This is a genomic window from Streptomyces aureoversilis (assembly GCF_042657885.1).
GTDB classification, from domain to species: domain Bacteria; phylum Actinomycetota; class Actinomycetes; order Streptomycetales; family Streptomycetaceae; genus Streptomyces; species Streptomyces aureoversilis.
In genome coordinates this window covers 105,356-122,780 of record NZ_JBHSKJ010000015.1, presented here as the reverse complement: position 1 = coordinate 122,780, position 17,425 = coordinate 105,356, and the positions used below count along the sequence as shown (strand labels likewise).

12 protein-coding genes are annotated in these 17,425 nt (G+C 73.3%); 5 read left to right on the top strand and 7 right to left on the bottom strand.

Annotated elements, in window-relative coordinates:
• Positions 1-70: 70 nt before the first annotated feature.
• Positions 71-841: a hypothetical protein gene (locus tag ACFPP6_RS25030; RefSeq protein WP_382046447.1), complete on the top strand. Its 771-nt coding sequence runs from the start codon at positions 71-73 to the stop codon at positions 839-841.
• Positions 842-909: 68 nt separating this feature from the next.
• Here the strand turns inward: ACFPP6_RS25030 and ACFPP6_RS25025 are convergent, their stop codons facing one another.
• From ACFPP6_RS25025 to ACFPP6_RS25010, 4 genes are all read right to left on the bottom strand, one after another.
• Positions 910-1,773, bottom strand: coding sequence for a carbohydrate ABC transporter permease (locus tag ACFPP6_RS25025; RefSeq protein ID WP_382046444.1), 864 nt, complete (start codon positions 1,771-1,773; stop codon positions 910-912).
• A gap of 56 nt (positions 1,774-1,829) precedes the next feature.
• Positions 1,830-3,200, bottom strand: coding sequence for an extracellular solute-binding protein (locus tag ACFPP6_RS25020; RefSeq protein WP_382046441.1), 1,371 nt, complete (start codon positions 3,198-3,200; stop codon positions 1,830-1,832).
• A gap of 196 nt (positions 3,201-3,396) precedes the next feature.
• Positions 3,397-4,095 carry a response regulator gene (locus tag ACFPP6_RS25015; protein WP_382046438.1) on the bottom strand — a complete coding sequence of 233 codons (699 nt, stop codon included), beginning with the start codon at positions 4,093-4,095 and terminating at the stop codon, positions 3,397-3,399.
• Positions 4,092-5,879, bottom strand: coding sequence for a sensor histidine kinase (locus tag ACFPP6_RS25010; RefSeq protein ID WP_382046435.1), 1,788 nt, complete (start codon positions 5,877-5,879; stop codon positions 4,092-4,094). The genes ACFPP6_RS25015 and ACFPP6_RS25010 overlap by 4 nt, the downstream gene beginning before the upstream one ends.
• A 225-nt stretch (positions 5,880-6,104) precedes the next feature.
• On the opposite strand from ACFPP6_RS25010, the gene ACFPP6_RS25005 reads away from it, so the two are divergent.
• From ACFPP6_RS25005 to ACFPP6_RS24995, 3 genes are all read left to right on the top strand, one after another.
• On the top strand, positions 6,105-7,511 hold the full coding sequence (locus ACFPP6_RS25005; RefSeq protein WP_382046433.1) for a cation:dicarboxylate symporter family transporter: 1,407 nt from the start codon (positions 6,105-6,107) through the stop codon (positions 7,509-7,511).
• Between the two features lie 36 nt (positions 7,512-7,547).
• Entirely contained in the window at positions 7,548-8,045 is a 498-nt protein-coding gene (locus ACFPP6_RS25000) for a VOC family protein (RefSeq protein WP_382046430.1), read from the top strand.
• Between the two features lie 276 nt (positions 8,046-8,321).
• On the top strand, positions 8,322-10,421 hold the full coding sequence (locus ACFPP6_RS24995; RefSeq protein ID WP_382046427.1) for a hypothetical protein: 2,100 nt from the start codon (positions 8,322-8,324) through the stop codon (positions 10,419-10,421).
• On the opposite strand, the gene ACFPP6_RS24990 is transcribed toward ACFPP6_RS24995, so the two are convergent.
• Positions 10,354-10,956, bottom strand: a complete 603-nt coding sequence (locus ACFPP6_RS24990) for a TetR/AcrR family transcriptional regulator (protein ID WP_382046425.1) — start codon at positions 10,954-10,956, stop codon at positions 10,354-10,356. The genes ACFPP6_RS24995 and ACFPP6_RS24990 overlap by 68 nt on opposite strands.
• 199 nt (positions 10,957-11,155) lie before the next feature.
• Between ACFPP6_RS24990 and ACFPP6_RS24985 the strand changes: the two genes are divergently transcribed.
• Positions 11,156-12,832, top strand: coding sequence for an MFS transporter (locus ACFPP6_RS24985; RefSeq protein WP_382046423.1), 1,677 nt, complete (start codon positions 11,156-11,158; stop codon positions 12,830-12,832).
• A gap of 104 nt (positions 12,833-12,936) precedes the next feature.
• Here the strand turns inward: ACFPP6_RS24985 and glgB are convergent, their stop codons facing one another.
• The gene (gene glgB / locus ACFPP6_RS24980; RefSeq protein WP_382046729.1) at positions 12,937-15,129 is read right to left on the bottom strand and encodes a 1,4-alpha-glucan branching enzyme; all 2,193 of its coding nucleotides are present in this window, start codon (positions 15,127-15,129) and stop codon (positions 12,937-12,939) included.
• A 619-nt stretch (positions 15,130-15,748) separates the two neighbouring features.
• The gene (locus ACFPP6_RS24975; protein ID WP_382046420.1) at positions 15,749-17,350 is read right to left on the bottom strand and encodes a maltokinase N-terminal cap-like domain-containing protein; all 1,602 of its coding nucleotides are present in this window, start codon (positions 17,348-17,350) and stop codon (positions 15,749-15,751) included.
• Between the last annotated feature and the right edge of the window lie 75 nt (positions 17,351-17,425).

Here is a 17,425-nt window from a genome sequence, read left to right as displayed (position 1 = left end):
ATTGAACTTTTTACCTGCGCATGACTATATGTGGGGTCGCTGCCGATTCCAGTTCAGAGGAAAACCATTCATGCGCCGCTCCACCGTCCGCCGTACCGCTCTCGCCGCCTCCGCGATGTCGCTGGCCCTGCTCGTGAGCGCCTGCGGTTCGGAGAAGTCCGAGGGGAAGAAGGACGAGCCCAAGGGCAAGGCGTCCGCCAGCGCCCCCGCCGCCGGCAAGGCCGCCTCGGCGGAGGAGCTGGGCAAGCTCATCCTGGCCGAGGGTGACGTCCCGGGCCACAAGGTCACCGAGGCCACCGCGGCCGACCTCGCCACGGCCAAGGGCGTCACCAGCGACAAGGCCGAGTGCAAGCCGCTGGTCGACGCGATGAGCCTGCGTTCCGGCGGTGCGCCCGCCGCGCTCGTCATCCGCAAGGTCATCGCGATGCCGAAGTCCCCCGCCCCGGACGCCGCCCCCGAGGACAAGATGAAGGCCGGCCTCAGCGCCCTGGGCGGCACGATCACGTCCGACACGCTGGGCTCGTACGGCGACGCCAAGGCGGCCGGCGACGTCATCGCGGCGCTGAAGAAGTCCGGTGCGGACTGCGCCGGCGGCTTCAACCTCGTCGCGGGCTCCGACAAGACGAAGTTCACGAAGGTCGCGCCCGCCGACTTCGCCGCGGGCGGTGACGAGGCCGTCTCCTTCACGCTCAACCTGGACGCCGAGGGCACGACCGGCACGACCCACCTGATCGCGGTCCGCAAGGGCAGCACGGTCGCCACCTTCTACGCCCTGAGCCTCGCCGGCCAGGCCGAGCAGCCGAAGGCCGTCGTCGAGGGCCAGGTGAAGAAGCTCGGCTGAGCCGGGTCCCGGTGAGACGGATGCGGGAGGGGGCGGACCCCGGAGGGCACACGGAGCCCTCCGGGGCTTCAGATCTCCTCCCGCATCAGCCTTAGGTACACCACCGAGAACAGCGCCCCCACCAGCAGCAGGAGCAGCGCCACCGCCGTCCCGTAGCCGATCAGCGACTTCAGGAACGCCTGGTCGTACATGAAGACGGGGAGCGTCTGGCTCCTGTTGCCCGGGCCGCCGCGCGTCATGGCCCAGATCAGGCCGAAGACGGACAGCGTCTGCAGGGTGTTGAGCATGAGGTTGGTGGCGATGGAGCGGCGGATCATCGGCAGCGTGACGTGCCACAGGCGCCGCGCGCCGCTCGCGCCGTCCACCTCCGCCGCCTCGGTGATCTCCTGCGGGATCTCCGCGAGCGCGGCGGAGTAGACCAGCATGGAGAAGGCCGTGCCGCGCCACACGTTGGCGAAGGAGACGGCCAGGATCGGCAGGGTGAACAGCCAGTTCTGCGGCGGCAGGTGAAGCTGCTCCAGGACGGCGTTGAGCGTGCCCCGCCGGTTGAAGAACGTGTAGAGCAGGAAGCCGGCCACGATCTCCGGCAGCACCCACGCGGCGATCACGACCGCGCCCGTGAGCGTCCGTACGGGCCGGGAGGCGCGCCGCATGAGGCCCGCGAGGGCGAGGCCCAGGCTGTTCTGGCCGACGATCGAGGACAGCACGGTGAAGACGAGCGTCAGCACCACCGCGTGGCGGAAGCCCTCGTCGGCGAAGGCCCGGCGGAAGTTGGCGAAGCCGACGAACGAGGCGGAGGCCTGACCGGTCAGCTGCGTGTCGGTGAAGGCGACGGCCACGCAGTACGCGACGGGCCCGGCGAGGAAGAGCAGCAGGAGGACGCCGGCGGGGGCGACCGGAAGCCAGCGCAGCGCCTGCTCGCCTCGCGACACGCCGCTGCCCCGTGGCCCGCCCCGGCCCCGCTCGGCGGGCGCCCCGGCCGTCCCGCTCACCGCGCCCGTTCCCGCGCCGTCACTCCCGCCTCGCCGGCGACCGACTTCAGCTGCTCGTCGTAGCGCCCGGCGGCCCGCTGCACGGAGGCGTCGCCCGTCGTCACCGCCTCCATCGCGTCCCGGATGGCGCTGGAGACCTGCGGGTAGACCGGCAGCGCCGGCCTGTAGTGGGTGAACTTCACCAGCGCCGTGAAGAAGTCGACGCCGGGCATCGACGTCAAGTACTTGCGGGAGGCCGCCACGTCGTCCCGTACGGCGATCTGCGCGTCGCGCACCGTCCACTCGGTGGCGTTGTCCGTGTTCTGCAGGGTCTCGATCACCTGCCAGGCCAGGTCCGCCTTGCCGGACTTGGCGCTGACCGACCACGTCCAGCCGCCGGACATGCTGACCGCCCCGGGCGCCGCCCCGTTCTGCGTGGGGAAGGGCGCCCGGCCCATCACCGAGGTCCACTCCGGCCAGGGCCTGGAGCCGCCGGGCTGCCAGTACTTGCCGAGCCAGGAGCCGTCGAGGGCGATCGCGAGCTTGCCCGAGGGCAGCCAGTCGGTGGCGACGCGGTTGTCGACGCTGGGGTCGAGCGCGTCGGCGGGGTCCGGGCCGAGCTTGTCGGCGAAGACGGTCCGCACGAACTCCAGCGCGTCACGGAACCCGCGGCTCCCGGAGACCCACTTGCGCACCGCCGGGTCGTACAAGGGGTCCTTGCCGGTCCCGTACAGGAGCATCTCGAAGCCCTGCATGGTGGCGGCCTCGCCGGGCGCCTTGCCCGTGTACACGTTGAGCGGAGTGACCCCGGGGACCTTCTCCTTGACGGTGCGGGCCGCGTCCAGCACGTCCTTCCAGGTGCGCGGGTGCCAGTCGGCGGGCAGCCCGGCCCGCGCGAAGACCTCCTTGTTGAACCACAGGCCGCGGGTCTCCGTGCCGTCCGGCACCCCGTACGTCTTGCCGTCCTCGCCCTTCGCCGCCGCCTTCGCGGCCGGGGCGAACCGGCTCCAGTCCTTCCAGCCGGCCAGCTTGTCGTCCAGCGGGCGCAAGTAGCCCGCCTTGATGTCGGAGTTGATGAGGAAGGTGTCCTCGCGGACGATGTCCGGCGCGGTCTTCGGCGACCGCATCATCTGCTGCAGCTTGGCGTAGTAGTCGGCCTGGGAGGCCTGTACGGGCACCAGCTGGAGCTTCTTGCCGTCGTGCGCGCGCTCGAACTGTCTCTTGATCCCGGCCAGGTAGTCGTCCATGATCCGGGTCTTGTTGTCGGTGGTGCGCTGGTAGGCGATCTTCACGGTGTCCGGATCGCCGCCGGATCCCCCGCCGCACGCGGTGAGGGAGGCCGCGGCGAGGGCCGCGACGCAGAGCAGCACGGGAGCGGTGGGGCGCACGGGCGACCTCCTGGGGGCAGGCCTCGGCGCCCGGGACGGGGCCTCGGCGGGCTGCGCCTTCCTGAGGTCGTACGTTCCCGCTCCGTGCGGCCTGCACGCGTCGGCGTGCGGCCTCTTCGCGTCGGCCCGGGGGCTGTCTCGCCGTCGGCCGGATCAGGTCGGGATCAGGACGGCTCAGGACCGGCTCAGGTCCGGATCAGGGTCGGCTCTGCCAGTGGTAGCGCAGTTCGGGGCGGCCGATCTGGCCGTAGCGGGGCGTACGGGCCGCCCGGCCCGCCGCCACGAGGTGTTCGAGGTAACGGCGTGCGGTGATCCGGGAGATGCCCACGGCCTCCGCCGCCGTGCCCGAGGACAGGCCGGCGTCCCCCGCGGACCGCAGGGCATCCGTGATCGCCCGGAGGGTGGCGGGGCTCAGCCCCTTGGGCAGCGCGGCGGGCTGGGGGGCACGCAGCGCGGCGAACGCGCGGTCCACCTCCTCCTGCCCGCTGGCCTCGCCCGCGACCGAGCGGAACTCGGCGTAGCGCGCGAGCCGGTCCCGGAGGGTGGCGAAGGTGAACGGCTTCAGGACGTACTGCACGACGCCGAGGGAGACCCCTTCGCGGACGACCGTCAGATCGCGCGCCGACGTGACGGCGATGACGTCGGCGGTATGCCCGGCGGTGCGCAGCGAACGCAGCAGCTGCAGGCCGTGCCCGTCGGGGAGGAAGAGGTCGAGCAGCAGGAGGTCGACGGGCGTCCGCTTGAGGAAGTGCGAGGCGTCGCCCAGGGAGTGCGCGATCCCGGCCACCGTGAAGCCGGGCACGCGGCCGACGTAGAGGGCGTGGGCGTCGGCGGCCACGGGGTCGTCCTCGACGACGAGGACACGGATGGGCCGGGGGGCGGCGGGTCTGCTCATGAGGGCACTCCGGTCCGTGGGGCGGGCGTTGCGGGCACTGCGGGTGGTGCGGGAGCTGCGGGTGCTACGGGCGACGGGGGCGTCGGGGATGACGGCGGAGATGACGGCGGGGGCGTGGCGGGCGCCGCAGGCGGCTCCGCGGGCCGGGCCGCGGCCGCGGCCCCGTGCAGGGGGAGCCGGACGGTGAACTCCGCACCGCCGCCCGGCGCACCGGCGACGGAGACCGTACCCCCGTTGCGGCGCACGGCCTGCCGGACGAGCGCTAGGCCGAGGCCGCGGCCGTGCGGCGCGCTGCCGGGCGACTTGGTCGACCAGCCGCGCCGGAACACCTCCTCCATCGCCTCGGGCGCCACTCCCGCCCCGGTGTCCGCGACGCGCAGCAGCAGGTCCCCGGCGTCGGCCCGCAGGGTGACGGTCACTTGGGCGTGCCGGACCTCCGCCACGCTGCGGTTGGCCTCCTCGGCGGCGGCGTCCACCGCGTTGTCGACCAGGTTGCCCAGGACGGTGACGAGGTCGCGGGCCGGCAGGTGGTCCGGCAGCAGGCCGTCGTCGACGTGCGTGTCGGGGGCGAGGACGAGCTCCACGCCGCGCTCGTTGGCCTGCGCGGCCTTGCCGAGCAGCAGCGCCGCGAGGACGGGCTCCGCGACGGCGCCGACCACCTCGTCGGTGAGGGCCTGGGCGAGCTCCAGCTCGGCGGTGACGAACTCGACGGCCTCGTCCGCGCGCCCCAGTTCGATCAGCGAGACCACTGCGTGCAGCCGGTTGGCCGCCTCGTGCGCCTGGGAGCGCAGGGCCTCCGCGAAGCCGCGCACGGAGTCCAGCTCGCCGGAGAGCGCCTGGAGTTCGGTGTGGTCGCGCAGGGTCACGACGGTGCCGTGGTGCTCGCCCCCGGAGACCGGCGAGGTGTTGAGGACGACGATGCGGTCGGCGGTCGCGTGGACCTCGTCGACGCGCGGCCCGGCGGCCAGCAGGGCGTCCGTGAGGGCGGGCGGCAGGCCGAGGGCGTCGACCCGGCGGCCGATCACCTCCCCGGTGAGGCCGAGGAGTTCACGCCCGCCGTCGTTGATGAGGGCGATGCGGTGCTGCCCGTCGAGCATCAGCAGCCCCTCGCGCACCGCGTGGAGCGTGGCCTCGTGGTAGTCGTGCATCCGGCTCAGCTCGGTGGCGTTCATGCCGTGGGTGTGGCGGCGCAGCCGGGCGTTGAGCAGGTACGTCCCCGCCCCGCCCAGGGCGAGCGCGCCCAGGGCCACGCCGAGCAGGGCCAGCAGCTGGCGGCGTATCTCTGCGCTGATCGCGTCGACGGTGATGCCCGCGCTCACGAGCCCGGTGACCCGGTCGCCGTCCATGACGGGCACCACCACGCGGACCGACGGCCCGAGCGTGCCCGTGTACGTCTCCGAGAAGGTCCGGCCCCGCAGGGCGGGCCCGGTGTGGCCCAGGAAGCGCTCGCCGATGCGCTCCGGGTCCGGGTGCGTCCAGCGGATGCCGTCCGGGCTCATGATCGTCACGAAGTCGACGCCGGTGTCGGTGCGCACGCGATCGGCGTACGCCTGGAGGATGAAGGGCGGGTCGGCGGAGCGCACCGCGTCCCGCACCGACGCGGAGGCGGCCACGGCGACCGCCGCCGCCGTCACCTCGCGGCGCGCCGCCTCCTCGGCCTGGCCGCGGTCCGCGACGTACGCGAAGGCCGCGCAGCCGGCCACCACGAAGGCGACCAGCACGATCTGCATCGCGAAGAGCTGGCCGGCCAGGCTGCGGGGGCGGCGGATGCGGGGTCTGCGCATGGCGGACAGTGTGCACCGGCCCGTGCCCGTGAACGTAATGCACATAAGGGTGACCACGGTCACAGAGCCGTGCATAGTCACCGGAGCCCCACTCGTCGGGAGAGCGGGGCGCCCCCAGACTGTTGCCCTGCACCCGCCCGCATCCGCTCGCTCGCACTCGCTCGCGTCCGCTTGCCCGCCGGGACCGATGCAGTGCGCCCAGAGCCGCGACTACGAGGAGACCCCGTGACGGCACAGGCAGCACCACAGGCCGCGAAGCCGCCCCGGCGGCCGGACCGGACCCACTACCTCTACCTGGCCGTGATCGCGGCCGTGCTCGCCGGCATCGCCGTCGGCTTCGCGGCGCCGGGCGTCGCGGTCGAGCTCAAGCCGCTCGGCACCGGCTTCGTGAACCTGATCAAGATGATGATCTCGCCGGTGATCTTCTGCACGATCGTGCTGGGCATCGGCTCCGTGCGGAAGGCCGCGAAGGTCGGCGCGGTCGGCGGCCTCGCCCTCGGCTACTTCATGGTCATGTCCACCGTCGCGCTGGCCATCGGCCTCGTGGTGGGCAACCTCCTGGAGCCCGGCAGCGGGCTGCACCTGACGGACGCGCTGCGCCACGCGGGCGAGGCGCAGGCCAAGGGCGGGAGCGAGTCCACGACGCAGTTCCTGCTCGGCATCATCCCGACCACCATGGTCTCCGCCTTCACCGGCGGCCAGGTGCTGCAGACCCTGCTCGTCGCGCTCCTCGCGGGCTTCGCCCTGCAGGCGATGGGCACGGCGGGCGAGCCCGTCCTGCGCGGCATCGGACACATCCAGAAGCTGGTCTTCCGCATCCTCGCCATGATCATGTGGGCGGCCCCGGTGGGCGCCTTCGGCGCCATCGCGGCGGTCGTCGGCGCGACGGGCATCGACGCGCTGAAGTCCCTCGCCGTCATCATGATCGGCTTCTACGTCACCTGCGTGCTCTTCGTGATCGTGGTGCTGGGCGCGCTGCTGCGGCTGGTGGCCGGGGTGAACATCTTCACGCTGCTGAAGTACCTGGGCCGCGAGTTCCTGCTGATCCTGTCGACGTCGTCGTCGGAATCCGCCCTGCCGCGCCTGATCGCCAAGATGGAGCACCTGGGCGTCAGCAAGCCTGTCGTCGGCATCACCGTGCCCACCGGCTACTCCTTCAACCTCGACGGCACGGCCATCTACCTGACGATGTCGTCGCTGTTCATCGCGGAGGCCATGGGCGAACCGCTGGCGCTCGGCCAGCAGATCTCGCTGCTCCTGTTCATGATCATCGCGTCCAAGGGTGCGGCCGGCGTCACCGGCGCGGGCCTCGCCACGCTCGCGGGCGGCCTCCAGTCCCACCGCCCCGAACTCGTCGACGGCGTCGGCCTGATCGTCGGCATCGACCGCTTCATGAGCGAAGCGCGGGCTCTGACGAACTTCGCGGGCAACGCGGTGGCGACGGTCCTCGTCGGCACGTGGACCAAGGAGATCGACAAGGAGCGGATGGGCGAAGTGCTCGCCGGACGCATGCCGTTCGACGAGACGACGCTGAGCGGCGACGGCCACGGGGGCGGGGACGGCGGCGAGGACGGCCATGAGGGCGGGGGAGCGCTGCCGGAGCCGAAGGAGCCGGCGGGGGTGCCGGCCTGACGCCGGCTGTCAGATCCTTCTGCCAGGCTGCGGGGCATGGAAACGACTCCGCGGCTGCCGCGGTCGCCGCAGCCGCCGCAACTGCCCCACCTGCAACTGACGATCGACTGTGCCGACCCGCAACGGATGGTGGCCTTCTGGACGGAGGCGCTGGGGTACGTCCCCGAGCCCCCGCCGGAAGGCCACGCCACGTGGCGGGACTACTGGACGGACATGGGCGTCCCGGAGGAGGAACTGACCGGTGGTGCCGGGGAAACCCCGGAGTCCATCGCCGACCCGGCGGGCCGCGGGCCACGCGTGTGGTTCCAGCGGGTCCCGGAACCGAAGACCGTGAAGAACCGGGTGCACCTGGATCTGAAGGTGGGCGGGGGACGCACGGTCCCGCTGGCGACCCGCACGGAACGCATCACTGCCACGGTGAACCGGCTGACGGCGGCGGGTGCGACGGTGATCCGCGTGATGGACGAGCCGCAGATGGACTACTACGGCGTCGTCCTCCAGGACCCGGAGGGCAACGAATTCTGCGTGGCGTGAGCGATACGGCCGCCTTGGGCGCTGCCGGGCCTGCGGTACTGAGCGCCGTACTGCCTACGCCGCACTGCTGACGCCCCCGCCGGACAGCGTTCCCCCTCAGCGCCCGGATTCGGCCATCGCGCGGTACGCCGGGTGCACGAGTCCGCGCTCCGTGAGGGCGCACAGTGCATCCAAGGGGGCGCGCGGGTGCATGAGGCGTGCCGGTGCTGGACGCGGGGGTGTGCGAGGCAGACGCTGCCGTTCGACGGCGCGCCCTTCGCCTTGCCAGGGGGATATGTGTACAGCGTTCTCTACGGCAGTTCCCGTATCACTCTCACTTCCCGCAGCGGTACCCGGCTCCAGCGTTCGGAGCTGCTTCTCCGCGATCCCGGGCTGCGGCACCGGTGGACCGCTCCGGCGCCCGTGCTGCTGGGCCGGGAGGAGGTGCTGGCCACCGCCTGGCAGGAGATCCTGGACGGGCGGACGGTGGAGTTCCACGGGCCCTGCGGGTTCGGGAAGAGCAGTCTGCTCCGGAACATCGCCTCGGGCGGGAGGCGCAGCGCGTTCGTGCGCGTGGGCCGGACTCCGCTGGAGGACGTCCTTCAACTGCTCGTGGACGAGTTGTACGTGTCCGCGGGGCCCGAGCCGGTGAAGTACTCCGGGGCGGTCTGCCGGCAGCTCATACGGCACGCACGGCCGCTGATCGTGCTCGATGAGGTGCCGCCGGGTTCGCCCGTCCCGCGGCAGCTGGCGGACGCCCTGCCCGGCTGCGTCCTGCTCGTGGGCGGGGAGCAGCCGGTGCTGGGCGGCGGCGCGGCGGCGTCGCGGCTGCTGCCGGGGCTGCCGCAGGACGCGGCGTTCGACCTCTTCGCCGGGTCGCTGGGCCGCACCGTGCGGGACGCCGAACTGCCCGTCGTGCGGCGGCTGCTGGAGGCCGTACGGGGCCGGCCGCTGTCGGTCCGGCAGGCCGCGGCGCTGGTGCGGGCCGGATACCCGGTCGAGGCGGTGGCGGAGCGCGCCGCACGGGGCGTGCGCGAGCTGGACCGGATGAGTGCGGGACGGCTGTCGGGGCGGGAGCGCAAGGCCCTCGCGGTCCTGGCGATCGTGGCCGGCGCCTTGGTGCCGGGGAAGTGGGTGTCGGCCGTCGGCGACATCGCCTACGCGGCGCAGACCCTGCTGTCCCTGCACGAGAGGGGGCTCGTCGAGCGCCCGGAGGAGGACCGCTTCGGGCTGCCGGTCTGCCTGGAGGACAGCGTCCGGGACCTGCTGCTCGACGCGGTCTCGTTGAGCGCGGCCGTCAACGGGCTCGCCGACTGGCTGGACAACGCCCTCGACGGGGGAGTGCACGGGCTCACGGACGCGCTCGAAGGCGTGGAGGGCATCGTCGGGCTGCTCGGGTTCGCCGCCGAGCGGGCGGAATGGCGGGCCGTGATCCGGCTGACGAAGATCGCCGAAGCCGCCTTGTTCGCCGGACGCCGCTGGCAGCAGTGGAAGGAGGTGCTGGAGCAGGGCGAGGACGCGGCCCGGCGGATCGGCGACCGGGCCTCGGAGGCGCTGTTCTCCCACCAACTGGGCACCGTGGCCTACGCCGAGGACCGGCCCGAGGAGGCCGCCGCCCGGCTGCGGCACGCGCTGCGGATACGCGTGGCCCTGGGCGACACCGCCGGGGCGGAGCTGACCAGGGCGAACCTCGCCTACGTGGAGGCCTCCGGCCCGGGCCGGGGAGAGGGCCCAGACCCGGCCCGGCCGAACCTGCTCCGGCGCGGGCTGCTCGTCCTCGCCGGGGTGGTGGGCGTCGTCGTGGTGTGGGCGGCAGTCGCCGGCGCCGGCGGCGACGATCCGTCCCCAGGGCCGCAGCCGGGGCCGCAGCCGGGTTCCTCGGGGCCCGTGCCGGGCGGTAGCCCGTCACCCGACGGCCCTTCGGTCGGGACGAGTGGCCCTCGGGTGAGTTTCAGCCCCGGTCCCGGCCGCAGCAGCAACGACCCCATTGCCACCTCCAGCCCCAGCAGGGTGACGAGCTCTCAGCCCGGTTCCAGCCCCAGCCGCAGCGTCGTGATCATCCCCGGTGGCAGCAAGAGCCCGAGCGTCAGCAAGAGCCCGAGCGTCAGCAAGAGCCCGAGCGTCAGCAGGAGCCCGAGCGTCAGCAGGAGTCCCAGCGTCAGCAGGAGTCCCAGCATCAGCACCAGCCCGAGCCGTAGCAAGGGCCCCATCATCCGCCACCCCGGCCGGAGCAGCAGCCCTGGTTCCGGCCGCGACGGCGACGGCGAGCGCGGCGGCGTCGACCGCGGTGGCGGGAAGCCGCCGGAGCCGCACACGGCATGGCCCGGCTCTATGGCGCTGCTGTCAGGCCGGCCACCAGCTCCTCAGCCTCCACCGCGGGGACTCCCGCCGCGGTGAGCGCGGTCACGGCGGCCGAGCGGCCGGCGTCCGCCGGGGCGAGGACGCCGTCGTTGACGGCCTGCATGAGGCCGAAGAGAACCTGCTCCCGTACGTATGCGAGGGCGATCGCGGGCAGCGGTGAGGCGAAGCGGCCCTCGTCCAGGCCGCGTTGGAGCATCGCGGCGCACTCGCGGCGCACCGGCTCCAGGCGGCGGTGGATGCCTTCGACGGTGACGCTGCGCTGGGCCAGGGAGATCAGCAGGCGGTAGCCGTCGGCGATCTCCCAGGCGGCGAGCATGGAGCGGGCCAGGGCCTTGGCGGGGTCGTCGACCTCGCGCAGGGCCTCGGCCTGGGCGAGTTCCACCGCGTTCGCGGCGTCGTCGACGAGGGCGCTCATCAGCGCCTCGCGGCTGGGGAAGTGGCCGTAGACCGTGCGCCGGACGACTCCTGCCGCCCGTGCGATCTGGTCCATGCTCGCGTCCGGGTCGCGCAGCAGCTCCGCGAGCGCGATGTCCATGATGCGGCGGCGATTGGCGTCCGCTCTGCCGGCCATTGGTCTCTTCTCTGTCCGTGGAGTCTCTGCATCGAGTCTCTGCGTCGAATCTCTGCCGAGGAGGGGCTTCGGGCGCAGCCTCCGTGGCCGACATCCTGCACCTCATTTTGCACCGGGCGATGCCGTCCCGTAATTTGCACAGTGATGTGTAATTGCACAACCGTGTGCAAGATCTGTGCAGGATAGGAAGGGGTGACCGATGGGCCTCGCGATGTCGACACCGGTCGACGAGATGGACGGTCCGTACAAGAGGCGATGGGCAGCGCTGGGCGTGCTCTGCATCAGCCTGCTGATCATCGTCATGGCCAACACGTCCCTGACGGTCGCCGCCCCCGACATGGTCCAGGACCTCGGCCTGGGCAGCTCCGACCTGCAGTGGGTCATCGACGGCTACACCGTCCCGTACGCCGCGCTGATGCTGATCCTCGGCGCCGTCGGCGACAAGTACAGCCGCCGCGGAGCGCTCGTTCTCGGCCTTCTCGTCTTCGGCGCGGCCTCCGTCGCCGGCTCGATGGTCGACAGCTCGGCCGGGGTCATCGCGTCGCGCGCCGTCATGGGCGTCGGCGCAGCCATGATCATGCCGGCCACGCTGTCGCTGCTCGCCGCGACCTTCCCGCGCGAGGAGCGGGCCAAGGCCATCACCATCTGGACGGCCACCGCCGGTCTCGCCATCGCCGTCGGCCCGCTCGTGGCCGGTGCGCTGCTGGAGGACCACGGGTGGGCCTCCACCTTCCTCATCAACGTGCCGATCGCCTTCCTCGGCATCATCGGCGCGCTGGCACTCGTCCCGCCGTCCAAGGCGACGGGTCCCGGCAAGGAAGCAGCCAAGATCGACTACATCGGCGGCCTGCTGTCCGTCGTCTGGGTCGGCTCGCTCATCTACATGATCATCGAGGGCCCGCACTTCGGTTGGGGCGCCAAGGCGATCGCCGCCGCGGTCATCGCGGGCGTCGGCCTGGTCCTCTTCGTCCTCTGGGAGCTGCGCCACCCGCACCCGGTCCTGGACGTCCGCCGCTTCACCAAGCGCGCGTTCGCCGGCTCGACCATGGCGGTCGCGCTGTTCTTCCTCGCCGTCTTCGGCGCGTTCTACTACCTCACCCAGCACCTGCAGTTCGTCCTCGGCTACTCGCCGCTGGACACCGGCGTGCGGATGCTGCCGCTGGCCGGCGCGGTGTTCGTGGGCGGTGCGCTGACCGCGGTCCTCACCCCCAAGGTGGGCATGAAGGTCACCGTGGCGTGCGGCATGACCGTCGGCACGGTCGCCATCGCGCTGCTCGCCCGCGTCGACGAGTCCTCCACGTACGACGACTTCGTCCTGCCGCTGATCATCCTGGGTCTGGCCATCGGCCTGTCCCTGTCGCCGTGCACCAACGCCATCATGGGCTCCTTCCCGGAGGACCAGCTGGGCGTCGGCGGCGCCGTCAACAGCACCTCGATCGAGATGGGCGGCTCCCTGGGCATCGCCATCCTCGGCACCGTGCTCGCCAAGACCTACTCCTCCAACCTCGGTGACGCCGCCGCGAAGGCGGCCGAGGCCGGCGGCCCGAAGCTGCCGGAGAAGGCGCTCACCGTCGCGCAGGACTCGGTGGGCGCGGGCCTGGCCGTGGCCAAGGAGGTCGGCAGGCAGGTCGCGGCCGGCGCGGCGCCGAAGGTCGGCCCGGAGAAGGCCGCCGCCCTCGGGGCGCAGCAGGCGCAGACCGTGGCCGAAGCCGTGCACAAGTCGTTCGCGGACGCGGTCGCCCACACCAGCGTCGTCGGCGCGATCATTCTCGGCGTGGGTACGGTGCTGGTCGCCTTCCTGCTGCCGGGCCGTGGGAAGAGCGAGCCGGAGGCCGCCGCGGCGGCCGAGGCCGAGAAGGAGACGGCCACGGTCTGAGGCCGGCAGGCACCGCCGGGCGGTGCCCCGGCCTCCGTACGAAGCCCAGGCCCCGGACCCCCTTGGTGGGTGTCCGGGGCTTCGTCATGCCGCCGGAGCCGGCCTCACACCGCCCGCCACCACACCGTCGCCAGCGGCGGCAGCGTCACCGTGATGCTCGCCGGGCGGCCGTGGTGGCGGGTGGCCTCCGTCTTGACCGGGTCGGGGGTGGTGACGCCGCTGCCGCCGTAGCGGGCGGCGTCCGTGTTGAGGATCTCCTGCCACGCCGTGAACCGGCCGGGCACGCCCAGGGCGTAGCCGTGCCGCACCACGGGGGAGAAGTTGCTGACCGCCAGCAGGGGCGCGCCCTGGGCGTCGAACCGCAGGAAGGCGAAGACGTTGTCCTCCGCCGCGTCGCCCACCACCCACTCGAAGCCCTCGGGGACGGTGTCCCGCTGCCACAGGGCGGGCGTGGCCAGGTAGGCGGAGTTCAGGTCGCGGACCAGGTCCCGTACGCCCCGGTGGTCCGCCTCGGCGGAGTAGGACGGGTCGAGCAGCCACCAGTCGGGGCCGTGGGCCTCGGACCACTCGGCGCCCTGCGCGAACTCCTGTCCCATGAAGAGCAGCTGCTTGCCCGGGTGCGCCCACATGAAGCCGAGGTAGGCGCGGTGGTTGGCGCGCTGCTGCCACCAGTCGCCCGGCATCTTCGACACCAGGGCGCGCTTGCCGTGGACGACCTCGTCGTGCGAGATCGGCAGCACGTAGTTCTCGCTGTACGCGTAGATCATCGAGAACGTCATCTCGCCGTGGTGGTACTTGCGGTGCACCGGCTCCTTCGAGACGTAGACGAGGGAGTCGTGCATCCAGCCCATGTTCCACTTCAGGCCGAAGCCGAGGCCGCCGAAGCCGCCCGCCCCGATGTGGTGCGTGGCGCGGGTGACGCCGTCCCAGGCCGTGGACTCCTCGGCGACCGTGACGACGCCGGGGCAGCGGCGGTAGACGGTCGCGTTCATCTCCTGCAGGAACGCGACCGCGTCCAGGTTCTCCCGGCCGCCGTGGACGTTCGGCGTCCACTGGCCGGCTTCGCGGGAGTAGTCGAGGTAGAGCATGGAGGCGACGGCGTCCACCCGGAGGCCGTCGATGTGGAACTCCTCGCACCAGTAGACGGCGTTGGCCACGAGGAAGTTGCGCACCTCCGTGCGGCCGTAGTCGAACTCCAGCGTGCCCCAGTCGGGGTGCGCGGCGCGCAGCGGGTCCGCGGGCTCGTACAGCGGCCGCCCGTCGAACTCGGCCAGCGCCCAGTCGTCGCGCGGGAAGTGCGCGGGCACCCAGTCCATGAGCACCCCGATGCCGGCCGCGTGCAGCGCGTCCACCAGGTACTTGAAGTCGTCCGGGGTGCCCAGGCGGGCGGTCGGGGCGTAGAAGCCGGTGATCTGGTAGCCCCAGGAGCCGCCGAAGGGGTGCTCGGCGATCGGCATCAGCTCCACGTGCGTGAACCCGAGGTCCTTGACGTAGGCGGGCAGTTGCGCGGCCAGCTGCCGATAGGTCAGGCCGGGGCGCCAGGAGGGCAGGTGCACCTCGTAGACGGAGAAGGGATGCTCGTGGACGGGCTTCTGCGTGCGGGCCGCCATCCACTCCGCGTCCTGCCAGGTGTGGTGCGAGGCGTGCACGACCGACGCGTTCGCCGGCGGGGCCTCCGTACGGTGCGCCATGGGGTCCGCGCGCATCGTGTGCGAGCCGTCCGGGCGCGTGATCTCGAACTTGTACAGTGCCCCCTCGCCGATGTCCGGCAGGAACAGCTCCCACACCCCGGACGCGCCCAGCGACCGCATGGGGTGGCCGGCGCCGTCCCAGTAGTTGAAGTCGCCGACGACCCGTACGCCCAGGGCGTTCGGCGCCCACACCGTGAACCGGGTGCCCGCCACCTCCTCGTGCACCATCGGCATCGCGCCCAGCGCCTGCCACAGCTGCTCGTGACGGCCCTCGTGGATCAGGTGCAGGTCGAGGTCGCCGAGGGCGGGCAGGAAGCGGTACGGGTCGCGGACCTCCAGCTCCGTGCCCTCGTAGCTCACCAGCAGGCGGTAGTCGGGGAGCTCGCTGAGGGGCAGCACCGCCGCGAAGAGGCCGTCCCCCTCGTCGTACAGCTCCACCCGCAGGCCCTTCGCGCTGACCGCCACGGAGCGTGCGAAGGGGCGCAGGGTGCGGAACGCCACTCCGCCGGGCACCGGGTGCGCTCCCAGCAGGCCGTGCGGGTCGTGGTGCGCGCCGTTCAGCAGCCGCTCGCGGTCCTCCGCGCCCAGCGGCTCGGCGGGCCGCACCCCGCGCCGCGCGGCGGGCGTACGCTTCGCGCCCCGTGCCGCCGAGGGCTCGCGCGGCGCGACCTCCGGTGCGTCCTGTGGTGCGGGCACCGATTCGGGCTGCGGTCCGGGCTCCCGCTCCGCCTTGGCACCCCGCCCCGGCAGGAACGTGGCCGGGACCCCCCGCGCACCACCCGGAACTCCTCCGGGTTCGGGCTCGTGGGGCGAACGACGGGACGGCGGTCGAGCGGTCACGGTGCGGTCCTCCTCGGAGCCTCCCGGCCGGCGGCGCCGGGAGCGGAATCGGTGATGGTTGCGTCCCGGTGGGGCCGGGCGGCCTGATGCCGGACGGCCCGGTGCCGGGCGGGCGTCGCCGGGCTCCGGTGCGGTGGTTGCGGGCCGTTGCGGCGGATGGGGGTGGGCGGGTGCCCGGGCTGGTTTTCTTGCCGCTGGCGGGAGCTCCCCGCCGCAACGGCGACCGGCCACGACGCCGCGTCCCGGCGGTGCCGGACTGCCCGATGCCGGGCGGCCTGAGGCCAAGCGGCCTGATGCCGGACAGCCCGACGCCGGGCGGCCCGGTGCCGGACCGCCTCGTGTCGGGCTGGTGCCCCTCGGGCTGGTGTCCCTCGGGTCTCCGGTGTCACGGGGTCTGCTCCCTCTGCGGGCGGGCCGGGCGGTCGGCCTGCGGGCCGTCCGCGCCCCCCGCCGGCTCCGCCAGCCGGCGGATGGCGGCCATCGGGACCGGGAGCCAGTCCGGGCGGTGCCGGGCCTCGTAGAGGACTTCGTAGACGGCCTTGTCCGTCTCGTGGGCGCGCAGCAGCTGCGGGTCCTCGCGCGGATCGCCGTGCACCGAGCCGTAGCCCTCGCAGAACGCGGCGCGGGCGCGCTCCGACCAGCTGGTGCCGCTCGCCCGGCCGACCGCCGCCGCGTAGTCGAAGGAGCGCAGCATGCCGGCGACGTCGCGGGCGGTCGGCTGCGGCCGGGAGCGTTCGGCCAGGGGCCGGGCCGGCTCGCCCTCGAAGTCGATCAGGGCCCAGCGGCCGTCCTCGGCGGTGCGCAGCGCCTGTCCGAGGTGGAGGTCGCCGTGGATGCGCTGGGCGCGCCACGTGCGCCCGGCGCGGCCGAGCGCGGCCAGGTCGTCGTAGGCGGCCCGCAGCGCGGCCCGGAACGGGCGCAGCGCCGGGACGGCGTCGGCGGCGGCGTCCAGGCGCCGGGTCATCGCGGCGGCGAGGTGTTCGAGCTGGGGGCGGCGCAGCACCACCGTGGGCAGCGCCTCGGCGAGCGCGCCGTGCACTTCGGCGGTGGCGTGGCCGAGGGCGCGGGCGGAGGCGGTGAAGTCGGCGCGGACGGCGAGGGCGCTGAGGGCCAGCTGCCAGCCGTCGGCGGAGCCGGGCAGGTAGGGCTGGAGCACGCCGAGCGTCATGGGTTCGGTGCCCGCGCCGGGCACGACGGCCTCGAACCAGGCGGCCGGGGCGGGCACCCGGGCGCAGCCGGTGCCGGCGAGGGCGCGGGGGAGTTCGAGGTCGGGGTTGGTGCCGGGGCAGACGCGGCGGAAGAGCTTGAGGATATACGTTTCGCCGTAGACGACCGAGGAGTTGGACTGTTCGGCGCCGATGAGGCGGGGGGCGAGCCCGGCGCCGATCACGACGCCCTCCTCGCGGCTGAAGCGCAGCGGCCCGAGCCGGCCGGGCAGCCGCAGCCGCTCCAGCAGCAGGCTGGCGAGCCGGGGGTCGGCCAGGCCCTCGTAGACGGCGCGGCCGTGCAGCGGGCCCCCGACGGGGCGGCCGATGAGCGCGGGCGCCAGGTGCGGCGGCAGGACGTCGTGGACGCCGAGCAGGAGCTGGTAGCAGTCGTCGGTGCCGGCGTGGACGACGGGGGCGGCGGACGCCGGGGCGTCCGCGGGCCGGCCGCCGGCGGGGGCGCCGGGCTGCTGGGCGCGGACGAGCAGGTGGAGCAGGCCGGGGACGGTGGCGCCGGTGTGGTGGGGCAGCAGCTCGGTGGCGGCGACGAGCGTGAAGCCCGTGATGGGACGGCCCTTGCCCGCGAACCACCGCTGACGCGGCAGCCACTCGGAGAGCAGCGGCACCAGCGAGCCCAGCAGCCCCGCGTCGGCGGCCTCCTGGCCGGGTGCGTGGGCCGCGGGAGCGGCGCGGACCGAGGACAGCAGCGGACCGGGGGCGCCCCCCTTCCGTCCGGTGTCCCGGCGTCCGGTGCCCCGGCGGGACGGTGCAGCGTCCGACATGGCGTCGCGTCCTTTCCCCGGGGCACGGCATATGGGGCAAAGTGTCCCGGATCGCGGTCCCGGATTGCGGCATTG